Below are 13907 nucleotides of genomic sequence, written 5' to 3' on the forward strand. Positions count from 1 at the left end.
GCTGGTAGGAATACTGCAGACGCGAAAGGACCCCGCTATGAACTGGACGCTCGAAGTAGTGATCGTCCCGGTGTCGGACATCGACCGGGCGAAGGACTTCTACTCGCGAAAACTGGGCTTCGTCATCGACCACGACGTGGTGCCCGGCGAGGGGATGCGCATCGTGCAGCTCACCCCGCCCGGCTCCGGCTGCTCCATCGTGATCGGCGAGGGTGCCGTCCCGAAAATGGTGCCCGGCTCACTGCAGGGCCTGCAACTGGTCGTGCCCGATATTCGAAAGGCGCACGCCGAGTTGGTGTCTCGTGGAGTGGAGGTGAGCGACGTGCAGATCCTCGGCGCGAACCCCGCCGACGTGGCCGATCCGCTCGACAACATCGGCTTCGTCTTCTTCGCCGATCCCGACGGCAACGGCTGGACCGTCCAGCAGATCTCCACTCGCTCCTGACCTACTACCGGGTGCTGAGGAACAGGGTCTGGGTGCTGCGGCCCAGCGGCCCCTTCTCGTCGAAGAGCGCGGATTCGGCCAGGCCGATGCCGTGCGGTTGCGGGTAGGTGACCGCGTCCAGGCAGACCCATTCGCCGGCCGGTTGCCGGTGCAGGGTGACCGTGAGGTCGGTATTGATGAAAAGGTAGTCGGACCAGTCGAGTACGGAACTGACACCGTTCCCGGAATCGGCGGCAGCCAGGGTGCGTTCCAGCGGGCTCGGGTCGCTGCCCGCGACGATCGGGTACTTCAGCCTGATCCAGCAGATCGCCGGTCCCGCTTCGACGAAAGAGCCGGTGACGAAGCGGTATTCGATGCCGGTGTGGAAGCCGACGGGCTGGTCCGACGGGAAGAGCGTCGCGCCGGGTGCGTGCTCGGGGCCGGGGCGCGCACCGGTCGGCAGAATATGTTGGGGGAGTTGGAGTTCCGGGTCTGCTCGCTTGAATCGCCATGCGTTGGCTTGCATTACCGGACCGCGATCGGTGGACAAGGTCGCCTCGACGAGCTCCACGCTGCGGCCCGCTCTGGCGACGCGAGTCTGGACGATGAGTGGCTCCAGCGGAATCGGGCCCAGGATCTCGACGGCGACACGTCCCACCTGGAATCCCTCGCGCGGCTCGCAGCGTTCGATCGCGTGGCCGAGTAGCGCCGACGGCGGACCGGCATGCTGCGCGTCCGGCGACCACGGTCCCCGGGTCAGTTCGGTCGAGACGAACCGAGTCGGGTCAGCGTCGTCCGGTAGGTAGAAAGCGTTGCTCACATCGTCGTCCGTCCGTCGGACCAGCAACGCTGCCGGTCTGCGAGTTGTTCGGTCTACGAATTCTGCAACGAGGGATTCGAGTGCGGGATTCCGGCCGGTGCCGGCGGCGGAACTAGGCCCGGCCGAAGGCCAGCGCCACGTTGTGCCCGCCGAAGCCGAACGAGTTGTTCAGTGCGTAGTCGATGCGTTGGGCACGCGGCGCGCCGCTGACGATGTCCAGGTCGATCTCCGGATCGCGGTTGTCGAGATTCAAGGTGGGCGGGACGATTTGGTCGCGCAGCGTCAGCATCGTGACCAGCGATTCGAGGGCGCCGACCGCGCCGATCGAGTGTCCCAGTGCGGATTTCGGGGCGTAGATCGACGCGTTCGGTGCCACGGCGGCGATCGCATTGGCCTCCGACGCATCGCCGATCGAGGTGGAGGTCGCGTGCGCATTGATGTGCTGAATGTCGGAAACCTGAAGTCCCGCAGTCTGTATCGCCTTGCGCATGGCCCGCGCCGCGCCCACGCCGCCTGGCTCCGAGGCGACGATGTGATAGGCGTCGGAGGTGATGCCCGCGCCGAGCACCCGGCCGTGGATCGCGGCGCCGCGGGCCCGCGCGTGCCGCTCCGATTCGAGTACCAGCAGCGCGCCCGCCTCGCCGAAGACGAACCCGTCGCGGTCTCGATCGAACGGCCGCGACGCTCGCTCCGGTTCGTCATTGCGGGTGCTCATCGCCCGCATCATGGCGAAACTCGCGATGGGTACCGCGTGGATGTGCCCCTCGACGCCGCCGGTGACCACGACATCGGCCTCGCCGGTGCTGATCAGCCGCCAGGCCTGCGCGACCGCCTCCGAGCCGGACGAGCACGCCGACACCGGCGCGAAAACACCTGCCTTGGCGCCGATTTCGAGGCCGACGGTGGCCGCGGGTCCGTTCGGCATCACCATCGGCACCGACATCGGCGATACCTTTCGATAGCCGCCGGCCCGCATCGCGTCGACCGCGTTGATCAGTGCGTCCCCGCCGCCGAGTCCGGTGCCGATGGCGACCGCGAGCCGCTCGCCATCCAGCTCCGGAGTGCCTGCGTTATGCCAGGCGGCACGGCCGAGCACCAATGCCAGCTGTTCGACATAAGACAGTCGCCGCTGCTCGACCCTGGTCAACTGCTCGCCCGGGTGCGACTTCAGTTTCCCGCCGATGCGCACCGGCAGGTCGTACTCGGCGACGAAGTCCTCGGCGAGCACGCCGATGCCGCTGTGCCCGAGCAGCAGCTCGGACCAGGTCGTATCCATGTCCTCGCCCAGCGACGTGCTGGCCGCGTAACCGGTGACGACGACGCCGGGCCGAGTTTCTGAAGCGATTGTTACAGTCACGATGTCATGAATACCTGTACCAATCGCTACAGTCAACTCATGGCTCGCCCCCTCGACCACGCGAAACGCGCCGAGTTGCTCGCCGCCGTCGTGCGCTACATCGCCGACCACGGCCTCGCGGAGCTGTCCCTGCGCCCGCTCGCCGCGGCGCTCGGCACCAGCTCACGCATGCTGATCTACTACTTCACCACCAAGGAGGAGCTGCTGGTCCAGGCGCTGGCCACCCAGCGCCCCGACCTCGCGGCACTGTTCTCGGACGTCGCCGACGCCACCGAGCTGCGGGCGCAACTGTGGGAGTTCTGGCAGGCCAACACCTCCGGCGAGGGCCGCACCAGCGTCCGGGTGATGCTGCAGGTCCTGGGAGCGTCGTGTGCCTCGCACAGCCCGTACGCGGATTACGCAAAGACGGCCATCGCGACCTTTATCGACTCGCTCGCCGACGGCCTACGTGGATTGCCTGCCATCGAAGATCCGGAACTCGTGGCGACACTGCTTGTTTCGGGCCTGCGCGGCATCCTCCAGGATCGCCTGATCACCGGCGACGTCGACCGTACCGACCGTGCCGCCCGTCTGTTGATCGACCAGGCCCTCCGCTAGCTAACCGGCGGCGCGGTTACTTGGTGTTTGCTATAGCACGGTGGATGCTGAGTTGGGGCGAGCGAGGAGGCGGGATGGCTGCGAGCGGGCCTGGGCCGGAGACCGGCACATCGACGGTGGGTGGCGTGCGGTGGGTGATGCTCGCCGTGCTCTGCGCCAGCCTGTTGCTGGTGGCGATGGATGCCACCATCCTGAATGTCGCGCTGCCGTCGCTGATCGCCGATCTGCGGGTGGGTCAGCTCGAACAGCTGTGGATCATCGACGTCTACGGGCTGGTGCTCGGCGGTCTGCTGATCACCACGGGCGCGGTGGGTGACCGGGTCGGCCGAAAGCTGTTGTTCCTGATGGGTTTCGTGCTCTTCGGCGTGGCCTCGGTGGTGGCGGCGACATCGCAGAGTTCGTGGCAGTTGATCGCCGGGCGGGTGCTGCTCGCCATCGGCGGCGCGATGGTGATGCCGTCGACGTTGTCGCTGATCAGGAACATCTTCACCGATGTGCGCGAGCGCACCCTGGCCATCGGCATCTGGGCCGCGGTGGCGGGCGCCGGCGCGACCATCGGCCCGATCGTCGGCGGTGTGGTGGTCGAACAGTTCGGCTGGGCCTCGGCGTTCTGGTTGAACGTGCCGGTCGTCGTGCTCACCGTGGCGGTCGGCGCCTGGCTGTTGCCGGAATACCGTGCGCCACAATCGGGTTCGCTCGATTGGCGGGCCGCCGTGCTGTCCATCGTCGGCATCGTCGGATTGGCGTGGGGCATCAAGCATGTCGCCAAGGGCACACCCGCACCGGTGGATTGGGTCATCCTGGTGCTCGGTGTGCTGCTGCTCGCCTGGTTCGCCCGCCGCCAGCTCGCCGCCGCCGACCCGCTGCTCGACGTGCGATTGTTCCGCAACGGCGCCTTCTCCGCCGCCGCCCTCGCCACGCTGCTCGCCATGCTCGCGATCGGCGCCGCGTTGTTCCTGATCTCGCTGTGGCTGCAGTACGTGCACGGCTACTCGCCGTCCGAGGCGGGCCTGCGCACCCTGCCGTCGGCGCTGACGCTGCTGGTCGCGTCGCTGGCGACCCCGTGGTTGATGCAGTACATCGGCGTTCGCGCCGTGCTCGCCATCGGTCTCGGCGCGCTGGCCATCGGCTTCCTCGGGCTGGCGCTGAGCCCCGAGCCGACCACGTATCCCGTTGTCGCGCTGGTGCTCGCGTCCTTCGGCCTCGGCGACGGTCTGGCGATCACCGCGGCCGCCGCCGTCCTGGTCTCCGCGGTGCCGCCCGAACGTGCCGGGCAGGCCGGTGCGGTCTCGGAGACCAACTACGAACTCGGTATCGGCCTCGGTGTCGCCTTGCTCGGCAGCATCCACGGCCGCATTTTCACCGAGAACATGGTGGGACTCCCGCTGCGTGGTGAAAACCTCGACGAGGCAAGGGAATCCATCGGTGGTGCGGTGGAAGTAGCCGGCCGCCTGGACGACGCGACCCGCGAGCAAGTCCTCGACACCGCCCGTCACGCCTTCGACACCGCCCTCACCACCACCGCCTACGTCTCGGCGGCCATCGTCATCATGGTCGCTGTGGTCGCAGTCTGGTTGGTTCCCAAAGGATTCCGAGTAACCGGCTCCCATTAGCTCTCGGGCGGGTAGGTGTGGTCGAAGAGGCGGCGCATCAGGTCGGACAGTTGGGCGCGTTCCTTCGGGCTCAGCGGGGCGAGAAGATCATCGCTGACCCGGTGCGCTTCCTTGTCGAGGGCGGTCAGGGCGGCGCGACCGGGGCGGGTGATTCGCACGGTCATCCGTCGTCGATCGTTGTCGTCCCGCGTCCGCTCGACCTGCCCGGCCGCGGCGAGCTCGTCGACGATCTTGGCCACATCGCTGGGGTGAATGGTGAGCCGCTCGGCCAGATCTCGCTGCGCGTGCGGCCCGAAGTCGGCCAGCGCGGCGAGTATCGCCATGTGCCACAGGCGAAGTCCGCGCGCCGCCAACCGGTCCGCGAACCGCCCGCGCGCGGCCTTGCCGACCCGCGACAGCAGGTAGATATCCAACCCGAGCAGGCTCGGCGGCAATGCGCGTCCAGCGTCCATCGCCTTATTGTAGGGTCAGACCTATAATAGGTCGACACCTATCAAATGAGGACATGATGGACGCCCTACATCCGAGACTGCTCGTCACTCGTTTCGCCGACTGCTTCACCTTCTACGCCGCCGTGCTGCCTGACCTGATCGGCGCCGAATTGATCAAGGGCACCGCGGCGGGCCCCTACGCCAACTGGGACGTCGACGACCAAGCCGTCCTGGTCCTGTTCGACCGCGCCGCGATGGCCGACATCGCGGGCACCACCGCCCTGCCGGCGCAATCCGCCCCCGCCCAAGACGCGGTCATGTTCGTCTGCCGCGTCAAAGACGTAGACGCCGGCCTGGACCTCTGCGTCCGATACGGCGCAATCGTGGTCGCCGCTCCCACCGACCGCGAACAGTGGGGCCCCAACCTGCGCACCGCCCACCTCCGCGACCCCGACGGCACCTTGATCGAACTGCAGTCCTACTGACGGTGCTCGGCAGGCCCCTTCGGCCGCAGCACAATTCGGCTATCAACGCGACGAGCCAACCGGATGCCGAGGGTTCACTGGCGCGGCTGGGTCTGCGCGGTCCACTGATGTCCGTCGAACCAACGCAGAATTGCCGGGTTGGCGTTGTCGGGGTACCAGCCGGGCGCGATCGCGCCGGGTGGTTGAAGTCGCGGTTGCGGGGTCGAGCCGGACTTCACCACCAGGTACGTGAACCCGCCGATCCCCGCCATGATCGCAAAGAGGACAAGCAGGATGAGAATGTGCCAGACACTGATTGCTCCCATCTGATCAGTATTCACCGGGTTGGGCCGCTGGTGGTAGGTGTCGTGATGTCGTCACCATTGCGGCAGTCTGTGCGAAAGTGGGCAGCGTGAACCGAGATTGGGAAGAGCGAGTAGCCGCGGCCTGGGCCACGTTCGACGACTACGACGAAGGCCGGGCCGGCGAGTTCCGTGCGGTGATCGACGCGTTGGTCGCCGAGTTGCCCGGCGACCACCCGCTCGGCCCCTTCGAGCAGGCGGGTGCCTGGGATTCAACGGGCCACTCCGACAAGGCGATTCCGCTGTACCGGGAGGCGTTGGCGCGCGGGCTCGACGGTAGCCCGCGGCGGCAGGCCACCATCCAGCTGTCGAGTTCGCTACGAAACATCGGTCAGGCGGAGGAGGGCGTAAAACTCTTGACCGAGGAACTCGCCGCCCGCTCCGACGAATTGGACGACGCCGTACGCGCGTTCCTGGCCTTGTGCCTGTCCACTCTCGGCCGCGACCGCGAGGCACTCTCGCTGGCGCTCGGTGCGCTCGCCCCGCACCTGCCCCGATACCAGCGCTCCACCGCGAACTACGCCCGCGAATTGGTCGAGTAGGGCCGTCCGCTCAGCCCGCCGCGTCGGGTTCCTCGCCGATCGCCTCGAGTGCGAGCCGATGCAGCGTGCGCCGCTCCTGCTCGTCGTGGCTCACCGGTGCGACCACCACCTCATTGGTCGCATCGATGTGGTTGTGGCGCACAGAAGTTGGATTGCGTCGCTGATGGGTCGTCAAGTCTGCCTGACTACTATGCGATGCCGTCGGCCGGAACCGTAGCGAACGACCCATTTTCGACGAGGTCGGACTCCGCTGAGCCCTCGGGGGGCGTGGCCTTGATGGTGATCTTGCTGCTGACCTTGTTGCCATGAGTACCGGGGCCGAGATCGGTCTTGATGGTGACGAATGTCGGTTCCCCGCTACATTTCAGGTTCTCGATCTTCCCGCTGCGCTCGGGGCCGTTCGCATAGGACACCTTGACTTCGATAGTGGCCGTATCGCCCTCGGTGCAGTCGTATGCGGCGATGACGGAACCATCGCTGTGGGACACCTTGAATACTGCGACATTCGCGTCGCCGTCGGAAGATTGAGCGTGCGCGATCGGCGCTATCATCAGCGCGGTAGCACTCGAAAGCGCGAGCGTACCGAGGAATTTCTGCACAGAAGTCTTCCCTCTCGTCGGGTGAAGTGGGCGTGCATCCCGTAGCGGTTGAGTCAGCCGGCGGCCGCGCCGTATACCCATACATTCGATGCCGCAGCGATCCCGGATGGCCATAGCCATTCCAGCACCGTGGGCGCTGTCCAGAGCCACCCGCGCTCGGGCCGGCGTGTCGATTGCTGCGCCGCAGGCCTTACATTCGGGTTCAGCGTGCAGTGCTGAGGTGCCGCAAGGCGTGGGCCGGCGGCGACGCGCGTCCGCTACTCCTCGATGTGACCGATGCGGCGAGCATCGCCGCGGCCGCGCTCGCCATCGCCGCCGTGGACGTGCTGGTCAACAATGCCGGGATCTCCGGCGAGAACGAGACACCGGACCGGGTCGACACCGACACCTTCCGCCGTGTCTACGAGACCAACGTGTTCGGCACGGCCGCCGTGACCAATGCCTTCCTGCCCGCGCTGCGCCGCTCCGCGCACCCCCGAATCGTCAACGTCTCCAGCGGTACCGGTTCGCTGACCTGGGCAGTCGGCGCACAGTTCCCGCACTTGGGCTCCTATGCCGCCTACCGATCTGCCAAGACGGCACTCAACGCCTTGACGGTCTTCTACGCCCATGCGCTGGCCGACGACGGCATCAAGGTCAATGCGTCGGCACCAGGCCTGCGTCGCACCAACCTCAATGTGAATGCGGCGGCCAGCGACGGCGATCCCGCCGAGGCCGCTGCGGGTTCGGCTGGCCCTGCTGCCGGACGACGGCCCGTCCGGCAAGTTCCTGTCCTGAGACGGCACCGAGGTTCCGTGGTAGCGCGTCGCGGGGTCCAGAGCGGACCCCGCGACCAGATGCGCTGCGCCGAGCCGGCATTCGTCAGGCGTCGAGGGCTGCGGTGATCTTGCGGGCCATCGCCGCCACGGCGGGGCTGGGCTCGCCCTTGCGGGGCTGAGCGGCGGCTTCGACGGCGACGAGAACCGTGTCGCGGAAGTTGTCGTCCTCGCCCGGGTACTGCTTGCCGAGCAGGTGCACGGCCGCAGTCAGGCTCGGCAGCACATGTTCGGCGAGCTCGGCGACCGACTTACCTTGCAGGTGAATATCTTTGGACTTGGCGGAGAGCACATGCCCGACCAGTCCGGTCGCCGAGGTCAGGGCGATGGAACCGTGGGAGGTGCCCTTGTGCGGCGCACCTGCGGCGGCCATCAGTGCGACGGCTCCGTAAGCGGCGGTGCGCAGGGTGCTCTTGTCCTGGTCGCTGAGGGTGATGGTGTTGGACATGTCGTGTACTCCTCGAAATCGGTTGTGGCACTGACTCTGTCGGTGCCGTTCGTTTTGTTCGATGTACACACTCTGGCCGGGCTCGCTGACATCGACCTGACACCCGCCTGACACCTACTGTCACCAGTCCTGGGGTGTGCCGATGAGTTTCCGGTGGCTCGGCCGTCAATATGGCTAGATGAACCTATGGAGAGGAATTCAGGCATGACACGACCGTTTCGATTCGGAGTTGTTGCCCCGCTGATGACCGACCTGCCGACGTGGCGAGATCGCGTGCGTCGCATCGCCGACAGCGGCTATTCGACGCTGCTGGTGCCGGATTTCCCGCTCACGCAACCGGCGCCCGCTCCGCTGCTGGCCACGGCCGCGTCCCTCACCGACATGCGCGTGGGCACCTGGGTGTACGCCTCGCCGTTCCGCCAGCCCTGGCTGACGGCGTGGGAAGCGCACTCGCTGTCGCTGCTGACCGACGGTCGTTTCGAGATGGGCATCGGCACGGGCAGGCCAGGAATCGAGGACGAGCTCCGCGACAAGGGGCTGCCGGTGCTCCCGCCGAGCGAGCGGCTGGCCCAGATCGGTGAAACCGTCAGGGCGCTACGCGATCTCGACGGCCCCGACCTGCACACGCCGGTGGCGATGGCCGTACTCGGTCCGAAGGCCAGGGCGCTGGCGGCCGAGGTCGCGGACACGGTCACCTTCGCGCTGGGGGATCAGTCTCGGGCCGAAGTCACGCGGTTGGCCCAGGACTTCCGCGCGGTTCCGGACATCGAGCTCGCGCTCGCCGTGCCGGTGATCGGCGACAGGGTCGCACCGCATATGGCGCCGCCCGACACCGACCCCGCAGCGCTCCGCGCGGCGGACGCGATGGCCGTGCTGCCGGACGACCCGGCCGCCGCCATCGAGGAAATCCAACGCCGACGAGAGGAGATCGGCTTCTCCTACTTCATCTTCGGTGCCGACATGGCCGAAAGGTTCGCTCCTGTCGTCGCGCAGCTCGTGTGACGGCAGGGCGTAGTCGGCACCAGCGACCGGTGCCGGTCAGAACGCGCTGATTCGGTCGCGTAGGTGCAGGAGATTCGCGCACTCTCGAACATATGTTCGATACACTGGACCTAGTGGGTATCGGACGAGAGCGAGGGGTTATGCGCGAGTCGTCCTCGGGTCTGTTGAAGTTACTGGTCAACGAGGTTGCGGTGCGGCATGGGTACGGGTGTGCGGAATCCGATGGCGAGTTCGTGCTTTCGGGGCGCGGGGCCGGTCGGATCGTGCTGCCGTGTACTCGGCTGGAGCGTCGGGTCGCCCGGGCGCCACGGCAACTCTGGGCGAACCTGGTCGGTGATCGGTTGGATATGCAGATCGCCGACCTTGCCGCAGGGCACCTCGATACGTCTCGACTGGAGTCCGTGCGGACGCTCTTGCGAACGCGGCTCTGTTCGGCGCGCACGAAAGGCCTGATCAACGATGTGCGGCGATTGGTCGCGCCCGGCCTGCTGCAACGGGTACTGATCGATTTCGGCGACATCGTGACGCCGGTGACCTACGCCAACGTACAACGTTGGGGTGCAACGGAATCCGATCTGTTCGAGATCGCCGAGCGCAACACTCGTGCCGACGGCGGGCTCGATCTGACGGCCGCCGAGATCGATGGCATGAACGACGTCGACATCCACATGCTCTACGGTGCCTCGGATTTCGTCACCGCACATGTCCGCTGGCTCGATGACTATCCGGTCGTCGGCCCCTGGGGCGCGCTGCTCGTCATCCCGGGTCATACCCACCTGCTGGTCCATCCGATCACCGGGCCCACCGTTTTCGCGGGCACCAGCCTGCTCGCCCAACTGCTTGTCGCGGGCGAGACCGATTCGAGGCCGGTCAGTCGCTCGATCTACTGGTGGCGCAACCGATTTGCCATCGATATCGCCGCCACCATCCGCGGCGGCGGCGACCGGATGGAAGTCGTGCCCACCGACCACCTCGAGTCATTGCTCGAGATCATGCGCCGGTAACGCATATCCGGCCCCCGCAGGCGCGGGGGCCGGATAGGTTGCTGGACAGGCGAACTCGACCTACGTGACGATCGGCAGGTAGACCGCGTTCCCGCTGTCGGCGAACTCGGCGGACTTCTCCGCCATCCCGGCCTCGATCGCCTCCACATCGGTGAGCTGGTTGCGCGCGGCGTACTCGCGCACGTCCGCGGAGATGCGCATCGAGCAGAACTTCGGCCCGCACATGGAGCAGAAGTGCGCGGTTTTGGCGGGCTCGGCGGGCAGGGTTTCGTCGTGGTATTCCCTGGCCGTGTCCGGATCCAGCGACAGCGCGAACTGGTCGCGCCAGCGGAATTCGAAACGCGCCTTGGACAACTCGTTGTCCCGGTCCTGCGCGTGCGGGTGCCCCTTGGCCAGGTCGGCGGCGTGCGCGGCGATCTTGTAGGTGATCACGCCGACCTTGACGTCGTCCCGATTGGGCAGCCCGAGATGCTCCTTCGGCGTGACGTAGCAGAGCATGGCCGTGCCGGCCTGCGCGATGATCGCGGCGCCGATCGCCGAGGTGATGTGGTCGTACGCGGGCGCGATATCGGTGGCGAGCGGGCCGAGGGTGTAGAACGGCGCCTCCTCGCACAACTCCTCCTCGAGCCGCACGTTCTCCACGATCTTGTGCATCGGCACGTGCCCCGGGCCCTCGATCATCACCTGCACGCCAAAGGATTTCGCGATCTTCGTCAGCTCGCCGAGGGTGCGCAGCTCGGCGAACTGCGCCTCGTCGTTGGCGTCGGCGATGGAGCCGGGCCGCAGACCGTCGCCGAGGGAGAACGTCACGTCGTACTTCGCCAGGATCTCGCACAGCTCCGCGAAGTTGGTGTACAGGAACGATTCCTGGTGATGCGCCAAACACCAAGCGGCCATGATGGATCCGCCGCGCGAGACGATGCCGGTGACCCGCTTGGCGGTGAGCGGCACATAGCGCAGCAGCACGCCCGCGTGCACGGTCATGTAGTCGACGCCCTGCTCGCACTGCTCGATCACGGTGTCGCGGTAGATCTCCCAGGTGAGCTGGGTCGGATCGCCGTTCACCTTCTCCAGCGCCTGATAGATCGGCACGGTGCCGACCGGGACGGGGGAGTTGCGCAGGATCCACTCGCGGGTCTCGTGGATGTTCTTGCCGGTGGACAGGTCCATGATGGTGTCCGCGCCCCAGCGGGTCGCCCACACCATCTTCTCCACCTCCTCGGCGATCGACGACGAGACGGCCGAGTTGCCGATGTTCGCGTTGATCTTCACCAGGAACTTCTTGCCGATAATGGTCGGCTCCAGCTCCGGATGCTTGTGGTTGGCGGGAATCACCGCGCGACCGAGCGCGACCTCATCGCGCACCAGCTCCGGTGTCACCCCTTCGCGAGCGGCGATGAAGCGCATCTCGGGCGTGATGATGCCCTGCCGAGCCCGCGCGAGCTGGGTCGGTGGCCCTTCGACCTCGGGCTTGGCCCAGGTGTCACGCAATTTCGGTAGGCCCGACTCCAGGTCGATCTGGGCTGTGTCGTCGGTGTACGGGCCGGAGGTGTCGTAGACGTCGAAATGCTCACCGTTCGTCAGGTTGACTCGACGGACAGGAATGCGCAGCCCGTCCACCTCGGTGTAGTGCTTGACACTGCCTTCGATGGGTCCGGTGGTGACGGTGTCGATGATCTCGGAGCCGTCTTTGGACGTAGCAGTAGCCATGATTGTTCCTCCCTACGCCGGCATTACCCGGTCAGGTTCATACGGTCGACGGCCCTAGCCGTCCTCTCAGCCCGCTGGTGCGAGCCCCCGTTGGCGGTGTGAAATTTTCCAGGCCGAGACTACAGCCACATCCTGTGGGTCGCCCCATGATCGGACGAGGTCCGCCCGCGGATCCGAAAAGCCCGGCCCCTGACCGGACAATCCGGTCAGGGGCCAGGCGACGGGCGGGCGATCAGCGCTCGCGGGGGCCGATCGGGAAACCCAGTGCGCCGAAGGTGGCGTTCAGGTTGATCTCGATCTGCGTGAGCAGAGCGTTGAAGTCGGCCAACATGGACACCACGTTGTCGGTGCGACAGCCGAACTGGTCGGCTGCGTTCGGCGCGAGCCGGGACTTCAGCCAGTTGAGCGTGTCGGCCATGCCGAGCGACGGCAGGGTCAGATGCTCGCTGAGGTGATCGCGCTTGTAGATGACGGACGCGCCGCCCGCACACCACTGCTGATCCAGCCGGTCATTCGTCCACACCGGCACCGCCTCGTCGAAGACGCCCTGGTACAGGAAGATCGGCGCGGTCGGAATGTTGCGGCCGAGCACCGTCTGCTCGAAGGTTTCCTTGATTTCGGGAACCTGCAGGAAGTCGGGAATCGGAATGGTCAGCAGCCGCCCGTAGTCGACGAACATCTGGGTGACCGCGTTGCGCGGCAGGCAGGTGCGCTCGGTCCGGTCCATCAGCGCCTGCCCCTCGGGCGTCAGGTACCGATCGGCCGCCTCCTTGAACTTCGGGTAGGCCTTGCGCAGCGAGGAGATGCCGATGCCGATCAGCGACGAGAACATCGACCCGTTGACGTGCAGCAGTGACACCACATCCGAGGTCGGCGCGCCGAGGGCGATGCCCTTGACGTTCAATTCGGGTGCGTAGGTCGGCTGCATTTCGGCGGCCCAGCCGGAGCCCATGCCGCCGCCGGAGTAGCCCCACATGGCGACCGGAGTGTTCGTGCCGTCCAGGCCGAGCGGCTGGAAACCCTCGGCGGCGCGGATGCCGTCGAGGGTCATATATCCGGGTTCCTTCGGCACCGTGAGGTGACCGTCGAGGCCCTCGTAGTCTGGCACCGAGATCGCCCAGCCCTGGCTGATCAGCCCGGCGATCGCGATCAGTTCGCTCTGCGAGTGGATGCCCTCGAGCCCGGCCAGGCCCGAACCCTGTTGCAGCACATACGACGGCGAGCAGTCGTTGCTGGCGCTGTCGTAGTAGAACTGCAGCGAAACCAGCGGCCGGGAGCGGTTCGGATCCGCGCCCGCGGGCAGGATGACCGTGGTGACGGCGACGGTGGGCTGTTCGTTGAGATCGGTGGTGCGGTAGAGCAGCTGCCAGGAACGCACATTCAGCGGCAGCGCGGTCAGCACCGCTAGGTGCACTTCCCGGGAGCGGAGAATCGCGCCGGGGGCCTGGGCTTCGAATCCTTCGGGCGGTTGGTAGAACGAGTCCTCGTGTGGGAGCGGCACCGCGGCGGCGGGCGCGGGCTGGACCGCGCCGTTCAGCAGCACGGTGGCCATGGCGATCGCCATCGTCACCAACACGGCCACCGTACGTTTTCCGGTCCGCGGGCGGCCGGTCGGATCACCATTGATCACTGACACCTATGCGTCCTTCCTCATCAGCGTGACAGCGATTACAACATGGGAACCTGTTACTAACAAGAACTCTTTCTAAACGCCATCGA

17 protein-coding genes and 1 riboswitch are annotated in these 13907 nt (G+C 66.6%); of the genes, 8 read left to right on the top strand and 9 right to left on the bottom strand.

Annotated features, from left to right (window positions below; genetic code table 11):
- Positions 1-37 precede the first annotated feature (37 nt).
- Positions 38-445: a VOC family protein gene (locus ABZ942_RS22825; RefSeq protein ID WP_357385070.1), complete on the top strand. Its 408-nt coding sequence runs from the start codon at positions 38-40 to the stop codon at positions 443-445.
- Between the two features lie 4 nt (positions 446-449).
- Here ABZ942_RS22825 and ABZ942_RS22830 read toward each other — a convergent pair whose 3' ends face one another.
- Together ABZ942_RS22830 and ABZ942_RS22835 are read right to left on the bottom strand one after the other, a co-directional pair.
- On the bottom strand, positions 450-1244 hold the full coding sequence (locus ABZ942_RS22830) for a thioesterase family protein (protein ID WP_357385072.1): 795 nt from the start codon (positions 1242-1244) through the stop codon (positions 450-452).
- Between the two features lie 112 nt (positions 1245-1356).
- A complete protein-coding gene (locus ABZ942_RS22835) occupies positions 1357-2601 on the bottom strand; it encodes a KasA/KasB family beta-ketoacyl-ACP synthase (RefSeq protein WP_357385074.1) in 1245 nt (414 codons plus the stop codon).
- Between the two features lie 39 nt (positions 2602-2640).
- Here ABZ942_RS22835 and ABZ942_RS22840 point away from each other — a divergent pair, with 39 nt between their 5' ends.
- Positions 2641-3198 carry a TetR/AcrR family transcriptional regulator gene (locus ABZ942_RS22840; RefSeq protein WP_357385076.1) on the top strand — a complete coding sequence of 186 codons (558 nt, stop codon included), beginning with the start codon at positions 2641-2643 and terminating at the stop codon, positions 3196-3198.
- Positions 3199-3272: 74 nt separating this feature from the next.
- Entirely contained in the window at positions 3273-4811 is a 1539-nt protein-coding gene (locus ABZ942_RS22845; RefSeq protein WP_357385078.1) for an MFS transporter, read from the top strand.
- Here the strand turns inward: ABZ942_RS22845 and ABZ942_RS22850 are convergent.
- The gene (locus ABZ942_RS22850; protein ID WP_357385080.1) at positions 4808-5263 is read right to left on the bottom strand and encodes a MarR family winged helix-turn-helix transcriptional regulator; all 456 of its coding nucleotides are present in this window, start codon (positions 5261-5263) and stop codon (positions 4808-4810) included. The genes ABZ942_RS22845 and ABZ942_RS22850 overlap by 4 nt on opposite strands.
- A gap of 56 nt (positions 5264-5319) precedes the next feature.
- On the opposite strand from ABZ942_RS22850, the gene ABZ942_RS22855 reads away from it, so the two are divergent.
- A complete protein-coding gene (locus tag ABZ942_RS22855; RefSeq protein WP_357385082.1) occupies positions 5320-5727 on the top strand; it encodes a VOC family protein in 408 nt (135 codons plus the stop codon).
- 74 nt (positions 5728-5801) lie between these two features.
- On the opposite strand, the gene ABZ942_RS22860 is transcribed toward ABZ942_RS22855, so the two are convergent.
- Positions 5802-6032: a DUF2510 domain-containing protein gene (locus ABZ942_RS22860; RefSeq protein WP_357385084.1), complete on the bottom strand. Its 231-nt coding sequence runs from the start codon at positions 6030-6032 to the stop codon at positions 5802-5804.
- 86 nt (positions 6033-6118) lie between these two features.
- Here ABZ942_RS22860 and ABZ942_RS22865 point away from each other — a divergent pair, with 86 nt between their 5' ends.
- The gene (locus ABZ942_RS22865; RefSeq protein WP_357385086.1) at positions 6119-6610 is read left to right on the top strand and encodes a tetratricopeptide repeat protein; all 492 of its coding nucleotides are present in this window, start codon (positions 6119-6121) and stop codon (positions 6608-6610) included.
- Between the two features lie 10 nt (positions 6611-6620).
- Here ABZ942_RS22865 and ABZ942_RS22870 read toward each other — a convergent pair whose 3' ends face one another.
- Together ABZ942_RS22870 and ABZ942_RS22875 are read right to left on the bottom strand one after the other, a co-directional pair.
- Positions 6621-6752, bottom strand: a complete 132-nt coding sequence (locus tag ABZ942_RS22870; protein ID WP_357385088.1) for a hypothetical protein — start codon at positions 6750-6752, stop codon at positions 6621-6623.
- A gap of 46 nt (positions 6753-6798) precedes the next feature.
- Entirely contained in the window at positions 6799-7209 is a 411-nt protein-coding gene (locus ABZ942_RS22875; protein WP_357385090.1) for a hypothetical protein, read from the bottom strand.
- Positions 7210-7421: 212 nt separating this feature from the next.
- On the opposite strand from ABZ942_RS22875, the gene ABZ942_RS22880 reads away from it, so the two are divergent.
- Entirely contained in the window at positions 7422-8093 is a 672-nt protein-coding gene (locus ABZ942_RS22880; protein WP_357385092.1) for an SDR family NAD(P)-dependent oxidoreductase, read from the top strand.
- Here ABZ942_RS22880 and ABZ942_RS22885 read toward each other — a convergent pair.
- Complete coding sequence (locus ABZ942_RS22885) at positions 8071-8472, bottom strand: hypothetical protein (RefSeq protein WP_357385094.1); 402 nt, start codon at positions 8470-8472, stop codon at positions 8071-8073. The genes ABZ942_RS22880 and ABZ942_RS22885 overlap by 23 nt on opposite strands.
- Before the next feature lie 204 nt (positions 8473-8676).
- On the opposite strand from ABZ942_RS22885, the gene ABZ942_RS22890 reads away from it, so the two are divergent.
- Positions 8677-9474 carry an LLM class flavin-dependent oxidoreductase gene (locus tag ABZ942_RS22890; protein WP_357385096.1) on the top strand — a complete coding sequence of 266 codons (798 nt, stop codon included), beginning with the start codon at positions 8677-8679 and terminating at the stop codon, positions 9472-9474.
- Between the two features lie 140 nt (positions 9475-9614).
- Entirely contained in the window at positions 9615-10478 is an 864-nt protein-coding gene (locus tag ABZ942_RS22895; RefSeq protein ID WP_357385098.1) for a hypothetical protein, read from the top strand.
- A 60-nt stretch (positions 10479-10538) separates the two neighbouring features.
- Here the strand turns inward: ABZ942_RS22895 and thiC are convergent, their stop codons facing one another.
- Together thiC and ABZ942_RS22905 are read right to left on the bottom strand one after the other, a co-directional pair.
- On the bottom strand, positions 10539-12188 hold the full coding sequence (thiC, locus tag ABZ942_RS22900; protein ID WP_357385100.1) for a phosphomethylpyrimidine synthase ThiC: 1650 nt from the start codon (positions 12186-12188) through the stop codon (positions 10539-10541).
- Positions 12181-12289: riboswitch (TPP riboswitch) on the bottom strand. (Overlaps the previous gene by 8 nt.)
- A gap of 131 nt (positions 12290-12420) precedes the next feature.
- A complete protein-coding gene (locus ABZ942_RS22905) occupies positions 12421-13824 on the bottom strand; it encodes a lipase family protein (protein WP_357385102.1) in 1404 nt (467 codons plus the stop codon).
- Between the last annotated feature and the right edge of the window lie 83 nt (positions 13825-13907).

It is taken from the genome of Nocardia sp. NPDC046473, assembly GCF_040645995.1.
Lineage (GTDB): Bacteria > Actinomycetota > Actinomycetes > Mycobacteriales > Mycobacteriaceae > Nocardia.

Bases quoted from the DNA above. Each gene is read 5' to 3' on its own strand.
- ABZ942_RS22825 (WP_357385070.1), top strand. From the start codon at position 38: ATGAACTGGACGCTCGAAGTAGTGATCGTCCCGGTGTCGGACATCGAC.
- ABZ942_RS22890 (WP_357385096.1), top strand. From the start codon at position 8,677: ATGACACGACCGTTTCGATTCGGAGTTGTTGCCCCGCTGATGACCGAC.
- ABZ942_RS22840 (WP_357385076.1), top strand. From the start codon at position 2,641: ATGGCTCGCCCCCTCGACCACGCGAAACGCGCCGAGTTGCTCGCCGCC.
- thiC (WP_357385100.1), bottom strand. From the start codon at position 12,188: ATGGCTACTGCTACGTCCAAAGACGGCTCCGAGATCATCGACACCGTC.
- ABZ942_RS22885 (WP_357385094.1), bottom strand. From the start codon at position 8,472: ATGTCCAACACCATCACCCTCAGCGACCAGGACAAGAGCACCCTGCGC.
- ABZ942_RS22850 (WP_357385080.1), bottom strand. From the start codon at position 5,263: ATGGACGCTGGACGCGCATTGCCGCCGAGCCTGCTCGGGTTGGATATC.
- ABZ942_RS22845 (WP_357385078.1), top strand. From the start codon at position 3,273: ATGGCTGCGAGCGGGCCTGGGCCGGAGACCGGCACATCGACGGTGGGT.
- ABZ942_RS22855 (WP_357385082.1), top strand. From the start codon at position 5,320: ATGGACGCCCTACATCCGAGACTGCTCGTCACTCGTTTCGCCGACTGC.
- ABZ942_RS22895 (WP_357385098.1), top strand. From the start codon at position 9,615: ATGCGCGAGTCGTCCTCGGGTCTGTTGAAGTTACTGGTCAACGAGGTT.
- ABZ942_RS22860 (WP_357385084.1), bottom strand. From the start codon at position 6,032: ATGGGAGCAATCAGTGTCTGGCACATTCTCATCCTGCTTGTCCTCTTT.